Origin of the sequence: Methylobacterium sp. WL116 (assembly GCF_008039455.1) — a bacterium.
GTDB lineage: Bacteria > Pseudomonadota > Alphaproteobacteria > Rhizobiales > Beijerinckiaceae > Methylobacterium.
The window spans coordinates 1-15,374 of the sequence record NZ_VRUV01000054.1 but is presented as its reverse complement, the minus strand read 5'-3'; the positions used below and the strand labels follow the sequence as shown (position 1 = coordinate 15,374).

At 64.3% G+C, this 15,374-nt stretch carries 22 protein-coding genes; 21 read left to right on the top strand and 1 reads right to left on the bottom strand.

Features of this window, described 5'->3' with window-relative positions; genetic code table 11:
* Nucleotides 1-671, top strand: a 671-nt coding sequence (locus FV223_RS07215; protein WP_147726161.1) for an IS3 family transposase, incomplete at its 5' end; no start/stop codon positions are given.
* Between the two features lie 252 nt (nt 672-923).
* Here FV223_RS07215 and FV223_RS07210 read toward each other — a convergent pair.
* A complete protein-coding gene (locus tag FV223_RS07210; protein ID WP_147726160.1) occupies nt 924-1,325 on the bottom strand; it encodes a DUF1622 domain-containing protein in 402 nt (133 codons plus the stop codon).
* 346 nt (nt 1,326-1,671) lie between these two features.
* Between FV223_RS07210 and FV223_RS07205 the strand changes: the two genes are divergently transcribed.
* From FV223_RS07205 to FV223_RS07120, 20 genes are all read left to right on the top strand, one after another.
* A complete protein-coding gene (locus FV223_RS07205; protein ID WP_187276085.1) occupies nt 1,672-3,156 on the top strand; it encodes a helix-turn-helix transcriptional regulator in 1,485 nt (494 codons plus the stop codon).
* A gap of 162 nt (nt 3,157-3,318) precedes the next feature.
* The gene (locus FV223_RS07200) at nt 3,319-3,501 is read left to right on the top strand and encodes a hypothetical protein (protein WP_147726159.1); all 183 of its coding nucleotides are present in this window, start codon (nt 3,319-3,321) and stop codon (nt 3,499-3,501) included.
* 107 nt (nt 3,502-3,608) lie between these two features.
* A complete protein-coding gene (locus tag FV223_RS07195) occupies nt 3,609-3,869 on the top strand; it encodes a GlsB/YeaQ/YmgE family stress response membrane protein (RefSeq protein WP_092045733.1) in 261 nt (86 codons plus the stop codon).
* A 73-nt stretch (nt 3,870-3,942) separates the two neighbouring features.
* Nucleotides 3,943-4,899, top strand: coding sequence for a PhnA-like protein (locus FV223_RS07190; protein ID WP_147726158.1), 957 nt, complete (start codon nt 3,943-3,945; stop codon nt 4,897-4,899).
* A 2-nt stretch (nt 4,900-4,901) separates the two neighbouring features.
* Nucleotides 4,902-5,402: a YsnF/AvaK domain-containing protein gene (locus FV223_RS07185; RefSeq protein WP_147726157.1), complete on the top strand. Its 501-nt coding sequence runs from the start codon at nt 4,902-4,904 to the stop codon at nt 5,400-5,402.
* Complete coding sequence (locus FV223_RS07180; RefSeq protein ID WP_147726156.1) at nt 5,399-6,304, top strand: YsnF/AvaK domain-containing protein; 906 nt, start codon at nt 5,399-5,401, stop codon at nt 6,302-6,304. The genes FV223_RS07185 and FV223_RS07180 overlap by 4 nt, the downstream gene beginning before the upstream one ends.
* 30 nt (nt 6,305-6,334) lie before the next feature.
* Entirely contained in the window at nt 6,335-6,796 is a 462-nt protein-coding gene (locus tag FV223_RS07175; protein ID WP_246689628.1) for a hypothetical protein, read from the top strand.
* A 49-nt stretch (nt 6,797-6,845) separates the two neighbouring features.
* Complete coding sequence (locus FV223_RS07170; RefSeq protein ID WP_246686664.1) at nt 6,846-7,541, top strand: hypothetical protein; 696 nt, start codon at nt 6,846-6,848, stop codon at nt 7,539-7,541.
* Between the two features lie 84 nt (nt 7,542-7,625).
* Entirely contained in the window at nt 7,626-8,096 is a 471-nt protein-coding gene (locus tag FV223_RS07165; protein ID WP_147726155.1) for a YidB family protein, read from the top strand.
* 144 nt (nt 8,097-8,240) lie between these two features.
* Complete coding sequence (locus FV223_RS31620; RefSeq protein WP_348642518.1) at nt 8,241-8,369, top strand: YidB family protein; 129 nt, start codon at nt 8,241-8,243, stop codon at nt 8,367-8,369.
* A 111-nt stretch (nt 8,370-8,480) separates the two neighbouring features.
* The gene (locus tag FV223_RS07160; RefSeq protein WP_147726154.1) at nt 8,481-8,672 is read left to right on the top strand and encodes a hypothetical protein; all 192 of its coding nucleotides are present in this window, start codon (nt 8,481-8,483) and stop codon (nt 8,670-8,672) included.
* Nucleotides 8,673-8,735: 63 nt separating this feature from the next.
* The gene (locus FV223_RS07155) at nt 8,736-9,098 is read left to right on the top strand and encodes a CsbD family protein (RefSeq protein WP_147726153.1); all 363 of its coding nucleotides are present in this window, start codon (nt 8,736-8,738) and stop codon (nt 9,096-9,098) included.
* A 39-nt stretch (nt 9,099-9,137) separates the two neighbouring features.
* Nucleotides 9,138-9,581, top strand: coding sequence for a hypothetical protein (locus FV223_RS07150; protein ID WP_147726152.1), 444 nt, complete (start codon nt 9,138-9,140; stop codon nt 9,579-9,581).
* A 41-nt stretch (nt 9,582-9,622) separates the two neighbouring features.
* The gene (locus tag FV223_RS07145; protein ID WP_246689627.1) at nt 9,623-9,985 is read left to right on the top strand and encodes a phage holin family protein; all 363 of its coding nucleotides are present in this window, start codon (nt 9,623-9,625) and stop codon (nt 9,983-9,985) included.
* A complete protein-coding gene (locus FV223_RS07140; protein WP_147726151.1) occupies nt 9,982-10,338 on the top strand; it encodes a DUF3618 domain-containing protein in 357 nt (118 codons plus the stop codon). Before FV223_RS07145 ends, FV223_RS07140 begins: the two co-directional genes overlap by 4 nt.
* Before the next feature lie 321 nt (nt 10,339-10,659).
* Nucleotides 10,660-10,821, top strand: coding sequence for a hypothetical protein (locus tag FV223_RS30170; RefSeq protein ID WP_187276083.1), 162 nt, complete (start codon nt 10,660-10,662; stop codon nt 10,819-10,821).
* A 147-nt stretch (nt 10,822-10,968) separates the two neighbouring features.
* Nucleotides 10,969-12,123: a YihY/virulence factor BrkB family protein gene (locus FV223_RS07135; protein ID WP_147726150.1), complete on the top strand. Its 1,155-nt coding sequence runs from the start codon at nt 10,969-10,971 to the stop codon at nt 12,121-12,123.
* A 256-nt stretch (nt 12,124-12,379) separates the two neighbouring features.
* Entirely contained in the window at nt 12,380-12,868 is a 489-nt protein-coding gene (locus FV223_RS07130) for a PAS domain-containing protein (RefSeq protein ID WP_147726149.1), read from the top strand.
* 284 nt (nt 12,869-13,152) lie between these two features.
* Nucleotides 13,153-14,844, top strand: a complete 1,692-nt coding sequence (locus FV223_RS07125; protein WP_147726148.1) for a methyl-accepting chemotaxis protein — start codon at nt 13,153-13,155, stop codon at nt 14,842-14,844.
* A gap of 7 nt (nt 14,845-14,851) precedes the next feature.
* The gene (locus FV223_RS07120; RefSeq protein WP_147726147.1) at nt 14,852-15,181 is read left to right on the top strand and encodes a hypothetical protein; all 330 of its coding nucleotides are present in this window, start codon (nt 14,852-14,854) and stop codon (nt 15,179-15,181) included.
* Nucleotides 15,182-15,374: the final 193 nt, after the last annotated feature.

The following is a 15,374-nucleotide window of genomic DNA, read 5'->3' as shown; positions in this document are numbered from 1 at the left end:
ACAAGCGCGTCGAGCGCATTTGGCGGCGTGAGGGTCTGAAGGTCCCAGCCAGACAGCCCAAGCGGGGCCGGATCTGGGACAACGACGGCTCCTGCGTCCGTCTTCGCCCGGAACACCGCAATCACGTGTGGTCGTACGACTTCGTCGAGGCCCGCACGCATGATGGACGCAAGATCCGGATGCTCAATGTGGTCGATGAGTTCACCCATGAATGCCTGGCGATCCGGGTCGCCCGCAAGCTGAAAGCGATTGACGTCATCGACGTGCTCTCGGACTTGTTCATCGTGCGTGGCGTACCTGGCCATATCCGTTCGGATAACGGCCCGGAGTTCGTTGCGAAGGCCCTCCAAGCTTGGATCACCGGCGTCGGAGCAAAGACGGCCTACATTACGCCAGGCTCACCGTGGGAGAACGGCTACGTCGAAAGCTTCAACGCGCGGCTTCGCGACGAACTCCTGAACGGCGAGATTTTCTACACACTCAGGGAAGCGCAGGTCGTCATCGAAAGCTGGCGACGTCACTACAACGGCGTGCGCCCACATGCATCGCTGGGATACCGGCCGCCGGCACCGGAGGTGTTCATGCCAGCCTTCTCCGCTTGGCCGGCTGCGCTTGCCAGACCAGCTCCGCCGGCCAAGCTACCCGTGGCGGAGCGGCCCACCGTGCACTAACTTTACCCTTGGACCACCTCGTGGGGGCCGGTCAGTAGCCGCTGTCTTGAATCCAAGCGCAGCCACGATGCCATCGGCGACGGCGAGGCGCGCCGCAACGATACCATGATGGCTACCGCGCGCTCGCACGAGTTCCAGTGCGCCGCGAACGCAACCGAACACGACGAGAAGGCTACCGCCAAATTCGATTAGCGCGGCAAGAGCACGTATCCACTGGTCGATGAGAGGCACCGCTCAAGTCTCCGTGCGATCTCATGGCTGATCTGCCATCGGCGAACTTGATCCAGGCGCTTGGTGCGACCGCTCCTCGGCCTTGTCGATCTCCTGCTGCAGGAAGTAGTTCAGCAGCGTTCGGATCGCCGCGATGGCCGCGAGTTGGCCGATCTCGGACCAGGTCGGTGCTACGGCCGTGCGCAGGATGTCGGCGCCAAGCTCGAACTCCAGCGCCACGGCAAGCCAGCGACCGAGCCTCAGCCGCACCTGTTCCTTGGCTGCCTGCGGTCCATCATCATCCGAACGACGCAACGAAGCAGGCAAAAACAGTAGGAGGGCGAAGACAGTAGCCTCCAGCGTCGCAAACCCGATGATCAGGGCCGCTGCGGCCTCCGTGCCGACGGCGAGCCACACGGTGAAGGTTTTGATCGTCTCTTCCATTCCGGAACATTGCTCATCGCTTGATACCCTGGCCGCGGGTGCGACCAACAACCGGAACAATTCCACCCGGCCCTCAGGTTTTTCATTCCAACCCGTAGGAACCGCATCGGTGACCCGGGAGTGTCTCTCCCTAGAGAATAACTACCAGACGCGTGCGTCACCGGCTCGCTGAGGCGCACGATGGTCTTCATGCCCTGGAGCGTGGGCTGCAAGATGTCACCACTGAACTCAGACATATGTCCTATCCGCTGCTATGTCAGGAATCGAACTGTTTTCCTGACACTGACTTTTTGCATAACGTATTTTCGCGTATTCGAACGTTGGTGTTCGGTGAGGAGATACGCCGATGATCGATGAGGCCGGCCACATGCAGATGCGGCAGATCGTGGCCGGCCTGTCCGAAGGTGTGATCCTGATCGAGCCGGATCAGACCATCGCCTACGCGAATGCCGCCGCCGTGATGATGCATGGCGTTGCGGACGCGAGCGATCTCGGCGCCACCGTGTCGGAGTACCGTGCGAACTTCACGCTGCACTACCGCAATCACCGGGAGATCGGGCCGCTGCAGCATCCCCTCGATCGGGTGCTTGCCGGCGAGGTGTTCCGCGACGTCGTGGTTGAGCTGGTCCCAACCCGGGATCCGTCACACAAATGGATGCACCGTATCCGTAGCTTGGTGACCACGGATGCGGATGGCACGCCGAGCGGCCTTGCCTTGGTGATGCAGGATGTGAGCGAACGCTACCAGGCCGAAGCCCGGTTCGAACGCATGTTCAACGCCAACCCGGCCCCGGCGATCATCTGCCGGATCAGCGATCTGCGCTTCGTGCGGGTCAACCATGGTTTCCTCGACCTAACCGGCTACCATCGTGATGACGTGCTCGGTCGGACCTTCTGCGAAATCGATCTGCTGCGCGAGGCCGAGCGACGCGAGATGGCGATCCATCGCCTGCACGCGGGCCACACGATTCCGCAGATGGAAGCGCAGCTCGCCACGCCTTGCGGGAAGGGCCGCTACGTGATCGTGGCCGGGCACGCCATCGAGATGCCAGGTCCGGGCGGCGTCGAGCCGTGCATGCTGTTTACCTTCGCCGACCTGGAGGATCGCCGTAAAGCCGAGATGTCGCTGCGCCACAGCGAGGAGCGCTTCGCCAAGGCGTTCGATCTCTCGCCGGTTCCAGGTGCGCTGATGAGTGCGGACGGATTGGAGATTACCAGCGTCAACCAAGCCTTCGTCACCGCGTTCGGGCATGCCCCCGAGGCCGCGGATGGCCAATCGCTCACGGACCTTGCGCTCTGGGTCGATCGTGCCGAGCAGCGCAAGTTCTCACGCGATCTCAAGCGGCTCGGCAGTGTCCGAGGCTTCGAGGCCGTGTTGCAGGATGCGGCCGGCGCCAAGATCGACTGCTTCATCTCGGCCGAGCGGGTGATCATCAACAACGAGGCCTGCGTGCTGTGCGTCCTGCAGGACATTACCGCCCGCAAGCGCTCGGAACGCGAACTGATCACCGCGATCGAGGTGGTGATGGCTGACGCGTCGTGGTTCAGCCATGGGGTGATCGACAAGCTGGCGACCTTGCGCAACCCGACCCGTTCCGGCCGGCCGTCGGTCGGGATCGAGAACCTGACGATCCGGGAGCAGGACATGCTGACGCGGATCTGTCAGGGGGCCACCGATCAGGAGATCGGGGCCGAGCTGAAGCTGTCGCCGAACACGGTGCGCAATCACGTCTCGGCGCTCTATCGCAAGCTCGGGGTCAACCGCCGCAGCGCCGTCGTGGTGTGGGCGCAGGAGCGTGGGATCGGGCCAAACACCCGGCACCTACGCTGAAGCGGGGGAAAACCGTGACGGAACTACCAAGTCGATTTGGTACAAATGTACTTTATGTAAATCGTTGGAACTTCGAGTAGAATACCTTATTACGCAGTGGTAGCTCTGCTCAAGCGAGCATCTCGGAAGATCATCCCCCTGGGTTGATATGAGGAGATCCGCGTGGCCGGGCGTCGGAAGGTGCTCTCTCCCGACCATATCCGGGCACTGATCAAGGAAGCCATCGGCATCATCGAGGGCGACCACGCGATCCAGGCGGAAGCTGCCGCTGAGATCGCCGCCATCGAAGCTGCACACACGTCGTCGACCCCCAAGGCAAGATCGAAGCGCTCGACCCACAGGTGATGCTGGGGCGGCGAGTAGGCGCGCAGGCTGCACTCAGCCTCTGCACACCGTCAGCACGTCTGCAGAGGCAGGCCTCCCGACCCAACTGCATGAAGTGGAACTGGACCATGTCCCTCCTCGCCTGGATCGTGCTCGGCCTGATCGCCGGCTTCATCGGCAGCAAGATCGTCAACAACACCGGCCAGGGGCTCGTCGTCGATATCCTACTCGGTGTCGTCGGCGCCGTCGTCGGCGGCTTCCTGTTCAACCAGTTCGGCCAGCCCGGCGTCTCCGGGGTGAACCTCTACAGCCTGCTCGTCGCCGTCGTCGGCGCGGTGGTGGTGCTGTGGCTCTACCACGCCCTGATGGGCCGCCGCCGGGTCCTCTGAGCCGGCATACCCCGCTTCCGCCGACTCTCGGCCGAAGACCGACCCGACCACTCCCGACGAAAGAGTTTCCACGATGGCGTTAGCTCCCGATACCACCCGTCCGGCCTACGACCGCGACCTACCGACCACCAGCCTCGCCACCCCGGCCGAGGACATGCGCACGATGGCGCTGCACTCCGTCTCCTGGGGCGCGGTCATCGCCGGCGCGGTGATCGCGCTCGTCGCCCAGGTCATCCTCAACATGGTCGGTCTCGGCATCGGGCTGTCGACCGTCGACCCGGCGGGCAACGGCACCCCGACCGCAGGCAGCCTGTCGTCGGGCGCCGGGATCTGGTTCGTGATCTCCGGCATCCTCGCCGCCACCGTCGGCGGCTGGCTCGCCGGGCGCCTCTCGGGCAAGCCCGCCAACACCACCACCGCTTACCACGGGCTGCTCGCCTGGGCGGTCTCGACGCTCGTCGTCGTCTACCTGCTGTCCTCGGCCGTCGGCGGCATCGTCAGCGGCGCGTCGAGCGCAGTGTCGAGCACGCTGGGCGGCGCCGGCAACCTGATCGGCGGCTCGGTGAAGACCGCCGCGCAGGCCGCGGCACCGTCGCTGCCCGGCATGGACAACCCGTTCTCGAACATCGAGAGCAAGGTCCGCAACGGCACCGGCAACGATCCGGAGGCCCTGAAGAACGCCGCCGTCAGCGCGATGCGCGCTGCAGTGACCGGTGACGCAGCCCAGCAGAAGGACGCCCAGGAGAAGGCCGCCCAGGCCTTGGCCAAGGCACAGAACATCCCGGTCGAGCAGGCCCGGACCCAGGTCGCCGACTACACCAAGCAGTTCAACGACACCGTCGCCCAGACCAAGGAGCAGGCCAAGCAAGCGGCCGACACCGCCGCACGCGTCGGCTCGCAGGGCGCGCTCTACGGTGCCCTGGCGCTGATCCTGGGTGCGCTGTCGGCCTTCTTCGCCGGCCGTGGTGCCGCCGTCGATCCGGTGCTCACCCGGACCGCCCCCGTCGTCACGACCCAGCGTCGGGTCTGACGGTGAGCGACCCCGTCGTCATTGAGCCGCGCCTCCTTGGGTCACAAGGCAAGAAGGCGGCGGAGGTCGCCGTCGGCGAGAGCGTAACGCTCCCGCTGATCGCCGAGACCGCCCGCATCGACAAGCGGGCGGTGGAGACCGGACGGGTGCGGGTCTCCACCCGCACCGAGACCACGGACCAGATCCTGCGTGAGACCCTGCGCAGCGACATGGTCGGCGTCACCCGGGTGGCGGTCAACCGGACCCTGACCGAGGGCGAGACGCCCCCGGTGGTCCGCGAGGAGAACGGTGTGACCATCATCCCCGTCCTCGAAGAGATCCTCGTCGTCGAGAAGCGCCTCGTCCTGAAGGAGGAGGTGCATGTCCGCCGGACCACGGCGGGCGAGGACGTCGAGGTCCCGGTGACACTGCGCAAGCAGCACGCCGTGGTCGAACGCGTGGATCCGGAAGGCCACGCCAGCGAGCAGATCAATCCCCTATCAGCTCAGGAGCAAACATTATGACGCAGACGATCACCGCGCTCTTCGATCGCCCGACCGAGGCACAGGCCGCTCAAGCCAAGCTCGTCGCCGCCGGCATCCCGCAATCGGCAATTAAGCTGGTGCAGGGAGCGCAGACGGCCCGCACCAGCGGCTCTTACGACTACCGCAAGGACGAGGGCGGGTTCTGGGGCTCGCTCAAGGACTTCTTCATGCCCGAGGAGGATCGCTACGCCTACAGCGAGGGTCTGAGCCGAGGCGGCACGCTGCTGACCGTGAGTGTCGAGCCGACGCAGTCCGACACAGCCTACGACATCCTGGAGCAGAACGGTTCGATTGATCTCGACCAGCGTGAAAGCGCTTGGCGCCAGGAAGGCTGGAGCGGCTACTCGGCCAGTGGAGCAACGGCAGCTAGCTCGACCTCGGGTACGACGGCGACCGGAACGACGGCTACGGGCGCCGCGGCGCTGAAGGCCGCCGGCACGACCACGGGCGAGTCGGACTACATCCCGGTTGTTGAGGAGCGGCTCAACGTCGGCAAGCGCATGGTCGACAGCGGCCGGGTGCGGGTGCGCTCCTACGCCGTTGAGAAGGCGGTAAGCGAGAACGTCACCTTGCATGACGAGACCGTGCACGTCGATCGGCGTGTGGTCGACCGGGCGGTGACGCCGGGCGACATGGCTCTGTTCGAGGACAAGGTCATTGAGGCCACCGAGATGCGCGAAGAGGCGGTGGTGTCTAAGGAAGCCCGGGTCGTTGGTGAGGTCGGCATCCGCAAGGATGCGGCTCAGCGCGTCGAGACCGTGACCGATAAGGTGCGCCATACCGAGGTCGAGGTCGAGGACGAGCGCGGCAACGTCAGTCGCACTGGCACGACCGGCACCACCACGACGGACGCCGCGCCCGGCACCCGCAAGCCGGTCTGATCCATCCGAGAAGCGCTGCCTGGAGCTTTGATGTACCAGGCAGCGCATGATGCCGAGATCCGAGTTCGGGTCGGCCCGTTCTCGACTGCAACCCGTCAAACAGGCGCCGCCATGTTCCTGAACCGCTCGCTTCTTCTCCTCTTGCCGCTGCTCGCGGCAGCACCCGCATCGGCACAGACAACCGTCACCGGGCAGCCGGCAGCAGGTGGGGTCTCTAGTGCGACCTCCGGTGGTCAGAACGCCGTGACACGGCCGAACACGGATCACGCCAACACGATAGGGGCCAGTGGGACGGGAGCGAACGTCAAACTGGAGCGGGGCGCCAACAGCTTCACCGAGGGTGAGGCCCGCCGGCGTCTCGATCAGGCCGGCTACCACGAGGTCAAGAACCTCAAGAAGGACGGCGACGGCATCTGGCGCGGCGATGCGCTGATGGGCAGCAAGCCGGCCAGCGTCGGCCTCGACTTCAAAGGCAACGTCGCGGTGCGCTAGCCGGTTTCCGCGTTCGATTCATCCGGTTCAAACCCTTCGGAGTGCTTCCATGCCCACACAGACCCTCTCGGCCCTGTACGATCGCTACGACGACGCTGCCGCGGCCGTGACGAAGCTGGAGGCGGCCGGTGTGCCGCACTCCGACATCAGTCTCGTCGGCAACAAGACGGAGACGACCACCACTGGAACCAGCGATCCGGTGGACCATGCCGCCAACGGTGCAGGGACCGGTGCAACGCTTGGCACGATCCTGGGTGGCGGTGCCGGTCTCCTTGCTGGCCTCGGGCTGATGGCCATCCCGGGCGTCGGTCCGGTCGTGGCTGCGGGCTGGCTCGTCGCGACGTTGACCGGTGCCGGCCTCGGTGCCGCGGCAGGTGGTTTGACCGGTTCGTTGACCAGCGCCGGCGTGAGCGAGACCGATGCGCATGCCTACGCTGAAGGCGTGCGCCGGGGTGGTTCGCTACTGACCGCGAAGGTGGATGAGGCCCACGCCGCTGTAACCATGCGCATCCTGGAGGAGCATGGCGCTGTCGATCTCGACGCGCGTACGCAGGGTTGGGAAAGCGAGGGCTGGAGCAGCAAGACGGCTGGCGCGTCGCAAAGCGATACTTCGACCTTGATTGGTTCGGACGCAGCCGCAGGCTCGATCGTGCGCGAGAACGATGCGGTCGGCGCTCCCGTGGCTAGCCCGGATACACGGACGTCCGGTGCTCGCCGGGTGCGTGTCTACAATCACCCGGTCTGATCATCGGGATCCGCGCGCCAGCGCAGCCTCGGCATCGACTAATCCGATCAACCTGGTCGAAAGGCCGCTTCAGGAGTCTAGATCATGGGCCTACTCGACAGTATCATCGGCAGTGTGGTCGGCGGCAACGCCAGTCAGCAGCAGGGCGCCGGCGCCAGTCCCCTTGTAGGCGTCCTGATGAGCCTTCTGGCCGCACGGGCTGGAGGCGGCGGCCTCGGCGGCATGCTGGGCAACGCAGGCGGCGGTCTCGGGGGTGGCCTTGGGGGTCTGCTCGGTGGCGGAGCCGGAGGTCTCGGTGCCCTGGTCGAGCAGTTTACCCAGGCCGGCCATGGTGGGGCAATCAACTCGTGGATCGGCCAAGGACAGAACCAGCCAATCGCACCGCACGATCTCGGAGCGGCGCTCGGTCCGGAAACGGTGGGGCAGCTCTCACAGCAGACGGGCATGGGAAGCTCCGACCTGCTGTCGCAGCTCTCCCACCTGTTGCCAGGTGTGATCGACCAGCTCACCCCGCAAGGCCGGATGCCGACCGAGCAGGAGCACGCACACTGGTAGCTCTTGTTGCGCCTACCCAGGACAAAACGAGCTTTGCCGTTCCAATTGGATCAGCACAGAGGTGTTCGTCCTTGGCTCCTGACGACAACGCTTGCCTTTCTGATGGTCGGCAGCACCGAAGCCAACCACTAACTATCGATTAGTTTGGACAAGCTCGATACTCATTCGAGACAGGCCGGCTTCTCCCGCAACGAGCTTCTTTCCTGGCTCTCATCAGAGCTTCCTTCGGCGGTGGACCGCTACACCCCCGACGGCAGGCTGCCCGCCCATTGAGGCGTTGCACCTGAGGACATTCCGCATGCCGGTCGGGATCCCTCCCGTCCGGACGCGCCGGTCGAGATGACCGCAACGAGCACCGTGACGGTGCCACCCGAGGAACCCACCATGGCCAAGACCGCGCACGCTGAGGCTGCCAAGCACCACGAGGCCGCTGCCAAGTCGCACAAGACCGCCGCCGAGCACCACGAGAAGGGCGACGAGACCGCCGCCGCCAAGCACTCGAAGGAGGCCCATGGCCACTCCGAGAAGGCGCACGAGAGCTCGACCAAGGCCCACGGCAAGAGCGCCAAAAAGTAACCGATCCGACCCAATCCCCGGACGCGCATCTCGCGCGTCCGGCCCCGACCGAGGAGAACGAACATGGACGAGAACCGCATCACCGGCGCCGCTAGGGAACTCGGCGGCAAGGTCCAGGGCGCTGTCGGCGACGTGACCAGAGACCGCGAGACCCAGGCCAAGGGTGCGGCCAACGAGGCCAAGGGCAACGTCGAGAACCTGTACGGGCAGGCCAAGGACGCGGTGCGCGACGTGGCCGACCAGGCCTCCGACCTTGCGCAGGGTGCCATGAAGCAGGGTCGCGACGCCTTCCCCGACGCCGAGCGCGCCTACCGCCAGGGCGCCGATACGGTGACGACCTACGCCAAGGAGTCCCCGCTGATGATGGCCGCGATGGCGGGCGCGCTCGGCTACCTTCTCGCGATGGTCGTTCACGGCCGCCGCTAGGCCCGTCCCCACATCGTCCCGCAGGTCAGGAGCAGCACCATGAGCGATCCCACCCGACTTGCGGGTCCGCCCCTCGCCGATGGCCCGATGCAGGCGCCACGCTCACCGGCTGGCTTGGCCGATGCCGTGCGCGACCAAGCCAGCGGCTATGCCGACCGGCACAAGATCGAGGCTGCAGGCTTCCTCTCCGAGCTCGCCGGCGCGCTGCGTTCGGGCGGTAGCCAACTCAATGGACAAACACAGGTAAAGCCGTTCGTCCACGCCGTCGCCGACAACCTCGACGCGTTCTCGGACCGTATCATACGCCGAGGCTGGCGTGAGCTTTACCGCGACGCCGAGGGGGGCGCACTAGGCCACCCGTTGGCGACGGCCCTGGTGGTCGGGGCGCTCGGGTACGGCGCTTTCCACGTCATCCGGTCCGGCGAAGGAGGTGCTGGCAAATCCCCCGGTGAACCCAGGCAGGCGTGGGGCGGGTACCCTTGAGCGCCGTCCCGCCACCCACGTCTCCCCATGGCATTCCCAGTTTGCTCGCCGAAGCGCTCCGGGGTGCAGGCGACGTCGTCCGGGGCGAGATCGCCCTGTTCCGCCAGGAAATAACCGACAGCCTGCGAAGCGTGGTCATCGGCCTCGCGGCGATGGCTGGCGCAGCGGTGTTCGCAATCGTCGGCTTCCTGGTCCTGGTCGACGCTTTGATGAAGTGGCTCGCCGCTGTCGTCGGCTCGGAGGCGCTCTCCGCCCTGATCGTCGGTGTCGTCTTCCTCGTTCTCGGCGTCGTCCTGGCGCTGACCGCCAGGAGCCGGTTCTCGCTCAAGGGGCTCATGCCGACTCGGACAGGCCGCCAGCTTCGGCAGGACGCCACCGTTATCAAGGAGCACGCAGACGCATGATGAGTGATGCCGACGCACTGGAGCACGAGATCGAGGCAAGCCGCGGCCGCCTGGGCCGGACGCTGGACAGTCTTACGCAGCGCCTCACCCCCACCGGCATCGTCGAGGACATGCTCGGCAGCATCCGCCACGACGCGACCGGGGCCGTCCTCTACGACGGCGCGCTGGAGGCTGTCCGCCGCAACCCGGTGCCAGTCCTCATGATGTGCCTCGGCACCGTGATGCTCCTCAAGGGCAAGGGTCCCATTGGAGGGGCTGCCTACCGAGCCATACGCGATCCGGATCGGTTCGCCGTACCGAGCACTGCCATTGCCTCGAAGCCTCCAGCTACGACATCGAAAAATTCCCGGTGACCGAGACAATGACAGTCCACGACGCAGAAATGGCCAGCGTCGAAAACAGCCCTGGGACGAGGCGATATGAGCTCGCCGCGACACTGGTCAAGCTTGGGATATTCGGCAGCAGCTTTCCGTCCAGTCAGCACCTGTTCTAGCTGGACCAAGTACGGCGCCTAAGCCCAAATAATGGCAATGCGCTGACTCACCACCCAGAGAAACGCATTTAATTGCAGCTCGCTAATTCGATGAATTAGCGAAAACACTGCAGCTAAAGCACTTCTTTCTCTCAATCATATACCCATTGCGTCGAGTTAAAAGTATTGAAAGGATTCTCGCATGACCATCGAGCAAGTCTGCCTGGTGGTCGTTCTAAACCTTCTCATTGGCATCTTCATCGCACGGCTAAGGCACCTGCGTACGCCCCCATCCGCAAGCCTGATCTTGGTCGCGATGATCCTCACTGGCTTTGCGATGATCTGGCGCTCCCTCATGATCTAATATCGTCCACAATCAACCTGCTTCTGATCACAGCGGTTGGAAAAATTGTCTGAGCGCATGGAATGGGTCGCAAGACTGACGCAGATGTGCGTACGCTGCCTCGACCCGAGGCCCCCCCCTTTTTGAGCCTACTTCCCGAGGTGCCCCATGACTGACCCTATCCAACAGCTGACCCCGCAGCCACGGACTGAGACCTCCCCAATAGTCTGGACCCTCTTTCTTGGAACCGCGCTTCTTGGATTGGTGGCTCTACCGCATCGCCGACTCAGTTCGCGCCCAGAAGGCGCATCGAGTCAGCTAGGCGCCGAGGAAGGCCCAAGAACCCACGAAGGAGCGGCCGCTTCCCAGGTCGCAGATACAGAGGTTGACCGAGGCCGTAAGGCGTCCACCCCATCCGAGATCCCGGCCAAAGGTTGGCTCGATATTGGCAAGCGCCTGTTCCAAGAGTTCGGAAACGACCGTGTGCTGCTGGTTGCGGCAGGCGTCACATTCTACGCCATCCTGGCGTTGTTCCCGGCCATTGGCGCCTTTGTCTCGATCTACGGTCTTGTGGCCGACCCTACGACCATCAATGAACAGTTGGCCTCTCTTCAAAGCGTCATGCCGGGCGGTGCCCTCGATATCATCGGCGAGCAGGTCAAGCGCATCGCAGCAAAAGGAGGTGGCACCCTCGGTTTCACCGCGGCCTTTGGCATCGTCGTGTCGATCTGGAGCGCCAACGGCGGCATGAAGGCAATCTTCGATGCACTAAACATTGTCTACGACGAGAAAGAGAAGCGCAACTTCTTCTGGTTAAACCTGAGATCTCTGACTTTCACAGCCGGGGCACTTTTATTTGTGGTTCTAGCTCTTGTTGGTATCGTTGTGATACCGGCTGCGCTAGCATTGTTGAATTTGGGTTCGATGGAGTGGGTCATCGCCTTGGCACGATGGCCGATCCTACTCCTCGTTGTCCTAGGCAGCCTGGCGCTTTTGTACCGATACGGTCCGAGTCGGGAAGCTGCTAAGTGGCGTTGGGTCACGTGGGGAAGTGGCGTTGCTGGTGTTCTCTGGATTGTCGTGTCTGCGCTGTTCTCATGGTATGTGTCAAGCTTCGGCAACTACAACGAAACCTACGGGTCCCTCGGAGCCATCATCGGCTTCATGACCTGGATCTGGATTTCTACGACCATCGTCCTGCTCGGAGCGGAGTTGAACGCCGAGATGGAACATCAGACAGTCACCGATACGACCACCGGTCGGCCGGAGGAGCTTGGTGCACGCAAAGCGAAGGTGGCTGACACGGTCGCCGCTTCCGCATGAAAAGCAGACGAGACGTGCGACCCATTGCGGTCGCACGTCTCATCTGCATCGTGGCAGACTCTGTATTTGCCTATCAGTACTAAATTTAACGATCACTCGCACATAAAAGATATTAATCCCATTGACTCGTATGTCGGGTATCCAACCGTTTTCCCGATGATCACGCCCCTCGCATAAGGGCGTCCTATGGAACGTCGAGGCCGTAGCTGTCTTGAAGATCGGCACCGTATGCGAGCGGGACATGCGCTGGAGCTGAATGACAATCGTCGAGTGGATCAAGGCGTTTGCGCACGACATCTCGATCGGCATCGTGGTCACGGATGCGGCGATCGAACGTCCGGGCCCGATCATCCTCTACGCCAATCCCGCGTTCGGGCAGTTAGTCGGCCGGGACCCGGTCGAGATCGTCGGGCAGAGTCCGCGCTTCATGCAAGGCAAGGAGACGCGCCGGGAGACGCTTGACGCCTTCCACCGCACTCTATCCTCAGGCGAGCGGTTTCACGGCTACGTTACCAACTACCGCGGCGACGGAGCCAAGTACCGGGCCGAGATCGACTGCCGGCCGTTGCGGGATGCCGAGGGCGGTATTCAGGCCTTCATCTCATTCGAGCGTGAGGTCGTGCGGCGGGTCGGCCGCCCGGCTGGGAGCAGTGGCGGGCGCTACGAGCCCAGCTCGATAAGTAACGACTTGTTACCTGGCGCCCTGCGGGGCCTCGGCGTTTTCGCGCCTACGTCCGACGAGTAACCCGCGATACAATCAATTTATAAGATTGGCCTTGCGTGCCTTGAGGACCATTTCAGTATTTGATCTTTTGATAGCTTTGTATTGTCGATCGATTGTCCTGAACATTAAGGTTTAATTAATCATTTATAACCTAATTTTGACAGTAAGAACGGCCTCCTAGATAGGCTTCCCTGTTCATACATCCCGCGCTCTCGCACGAGATTGTCGTACATCCATGTGCTGCCTCAGGCGTGTGGCAGCGTGGCATCGATCCAACCAGCCCGTCACGATCGGAACCCGGCTGCATGCGCCCGAACCTCTCCCTCAAGGCCACGCTATCCGTCGCCTTCGGCCTTCTCGCCTTGATCTGCGCGGCACAGGGCACCCTTTCCATCTTGAAGCTCGCTGGCATCCGCCACAGCGTCGTGCAGGTGACGACCAATTGGTTGCCCTCCGTCATCGCCACCAACGAAATCCGCGCAGCCACCTCGGAGGTGCGGATCAAGCAGCTGCGGCTACTCAGCCTGTCCGATACGCCCGCTCGTCTCGCCGAAAATGAGGCCCAACTGGCGGCCATGCACGATAAGCTTGCCGCGGCCCGCCGCGTCTACGAACCGATGGTCTCGTCACCCGAGGAACGCGCGCTCTACGATGCCTTCGCGATGGTTTGGGGCCGTTTTGAGCGCACCGATGCGGAGATGCGCCGCCTGATGGAAGCTGGTCGGCAGGCCGCCGCGCTCACCCTGATGAGTGCGTCAGAGGCGGTCAGCCTGTACAACGATGCGCGTGCAGCCCTCCAGCGCAATGTGGCTTTGAACGAGGGTGGTGCCCGCCGCGATGCGGACGCTGCAACCGCCGAGATTGGTGCTGCGACGACCGCCGCCTACGTTGCCGTTGTGCTGGCTCTCGCCACTGCGATAGCTGCTGCCGCCTTCGGCCTGCTGCGCGTGTCGCGGCCGATCCAAGCCATGACAAGGGCAATGACCGTCATCGCCAGCGGCGATGCAGAGTCCCAGGTGCCTTATCGGAGCCGTCGGGACGAGATCGGTGCGATGGCTGCGGCGGTGCAGGTGTTTAAGGACAACCTGATCCGCACCCGCCAATTGGAGGCGGAGACGGCGCTGGCACGTCTTGCAGCCGAGGAGCAGCGCAAGGCCGGGATGCGTCAGATGGCCGATGGCTTCGAAGCCGCTGTTGGCGGGATCATCGGCATGGTCTCGTCCTCGGCCACCGAGCTGCAGGCGACAGCCCAGACTATGACCGCGACGGCGACGGAGACAGCGAGCCAGTCCACGACCGTGGCCGCTGCCGCCGAGGAGGCCGCCACCAACGTCAACACTGTCGCCGCGGCGGCCGAGGAGCTCGGCTCATCGGTGCAGGAGATCGGACGCCAAGTCGATGGCTCTGCAGCTCTCGCACAACAAGCTGTCGCCGAGGCCGATCAAACCGGCGCTTTGGTGCAGGAGTTGAGCACGGCGGTCTCGCGCATCGGCGACGTGGTCGGCATGATCTCCACCATCGCCGGACAGACCAACCTTCTGGCGCTGAATGCCACCATCGAGGCGGCGCGCGCCGGTGAAGCGGGACGAGGCTTCGCGGTGGTCGCTGCCGAGGTCAAGGAACTGGCTTCGCAGACGGCGCGGGCGACCGATGAGATCTCTGGACAGATCGCACGCATCCAGGCGTCCACCGGTCAGGCTGTCACGGCGATCGGCGGCATTACCGCCCGGATCCAGGAGATCAGCGGTGTAACAACGTCCATTGCGGCCGCCGTTGAGCAGCAGGGCGCGGCGACACAGGAGATCGTGCGCAACGTCAGCCAAGCGGCGATGGGAACCGGCGAGGTCACAAGTAACATCGCCGGCGTGGCAGGCGCGGCAGAGAAAACGGGGGGGGCAGCCAGCCAGGTGCTGGGCGCGGCGTCCGAGCTATCGCGCCAAGCCGAGACCCTGACGGCCGAGGTGGGACGCTTCCTCGCCACCGTACGGGCCGCGTGAGGCGGCGATGACCGAGATCCTATCGTTCACCGGGCGGCTGAACCCCGAGGGTGCAGCCCGTCTCAGCGCCGCCCTGACGCAAGCCTTCGCGGACGGCGCCGATCTCGGCCCGCGAGGACCGCAGATCCGCGCTCTGGGGCTATCGCTCGGTTCCCTCGTCGATGCCCTGCGCGCCGAGCTCGATTGGCTCGATGTATGTCCGGCGGACAGTCAGCTCCTATCATCCGGGCATCCCGGGTGCCGAGCCCTACTCGCCGAGTTCGAGCGTTTCGCCGAACTCGCTCGCGCCTACCGCGCCGCTGACACGCCTGACGCGGTCGGCCGTGCGGAGCTGTGACCTCGATCCCGGAGCATGACGGTGTCCGACTTCCCCGCCTCACCCGACGAGGAAGCCCGCCTGCGGGCGCTCGCCGCGCACGATTGGCTTGATGCCCGCCCCGATCCTGTGTCTTGTGCCCATCTCCGCGCCCCCGGGGCCGGGGCCTGTGGCGTGTGGCGGGTGGGGGGGGGGGAGGGGGGGGGGGGGGGGG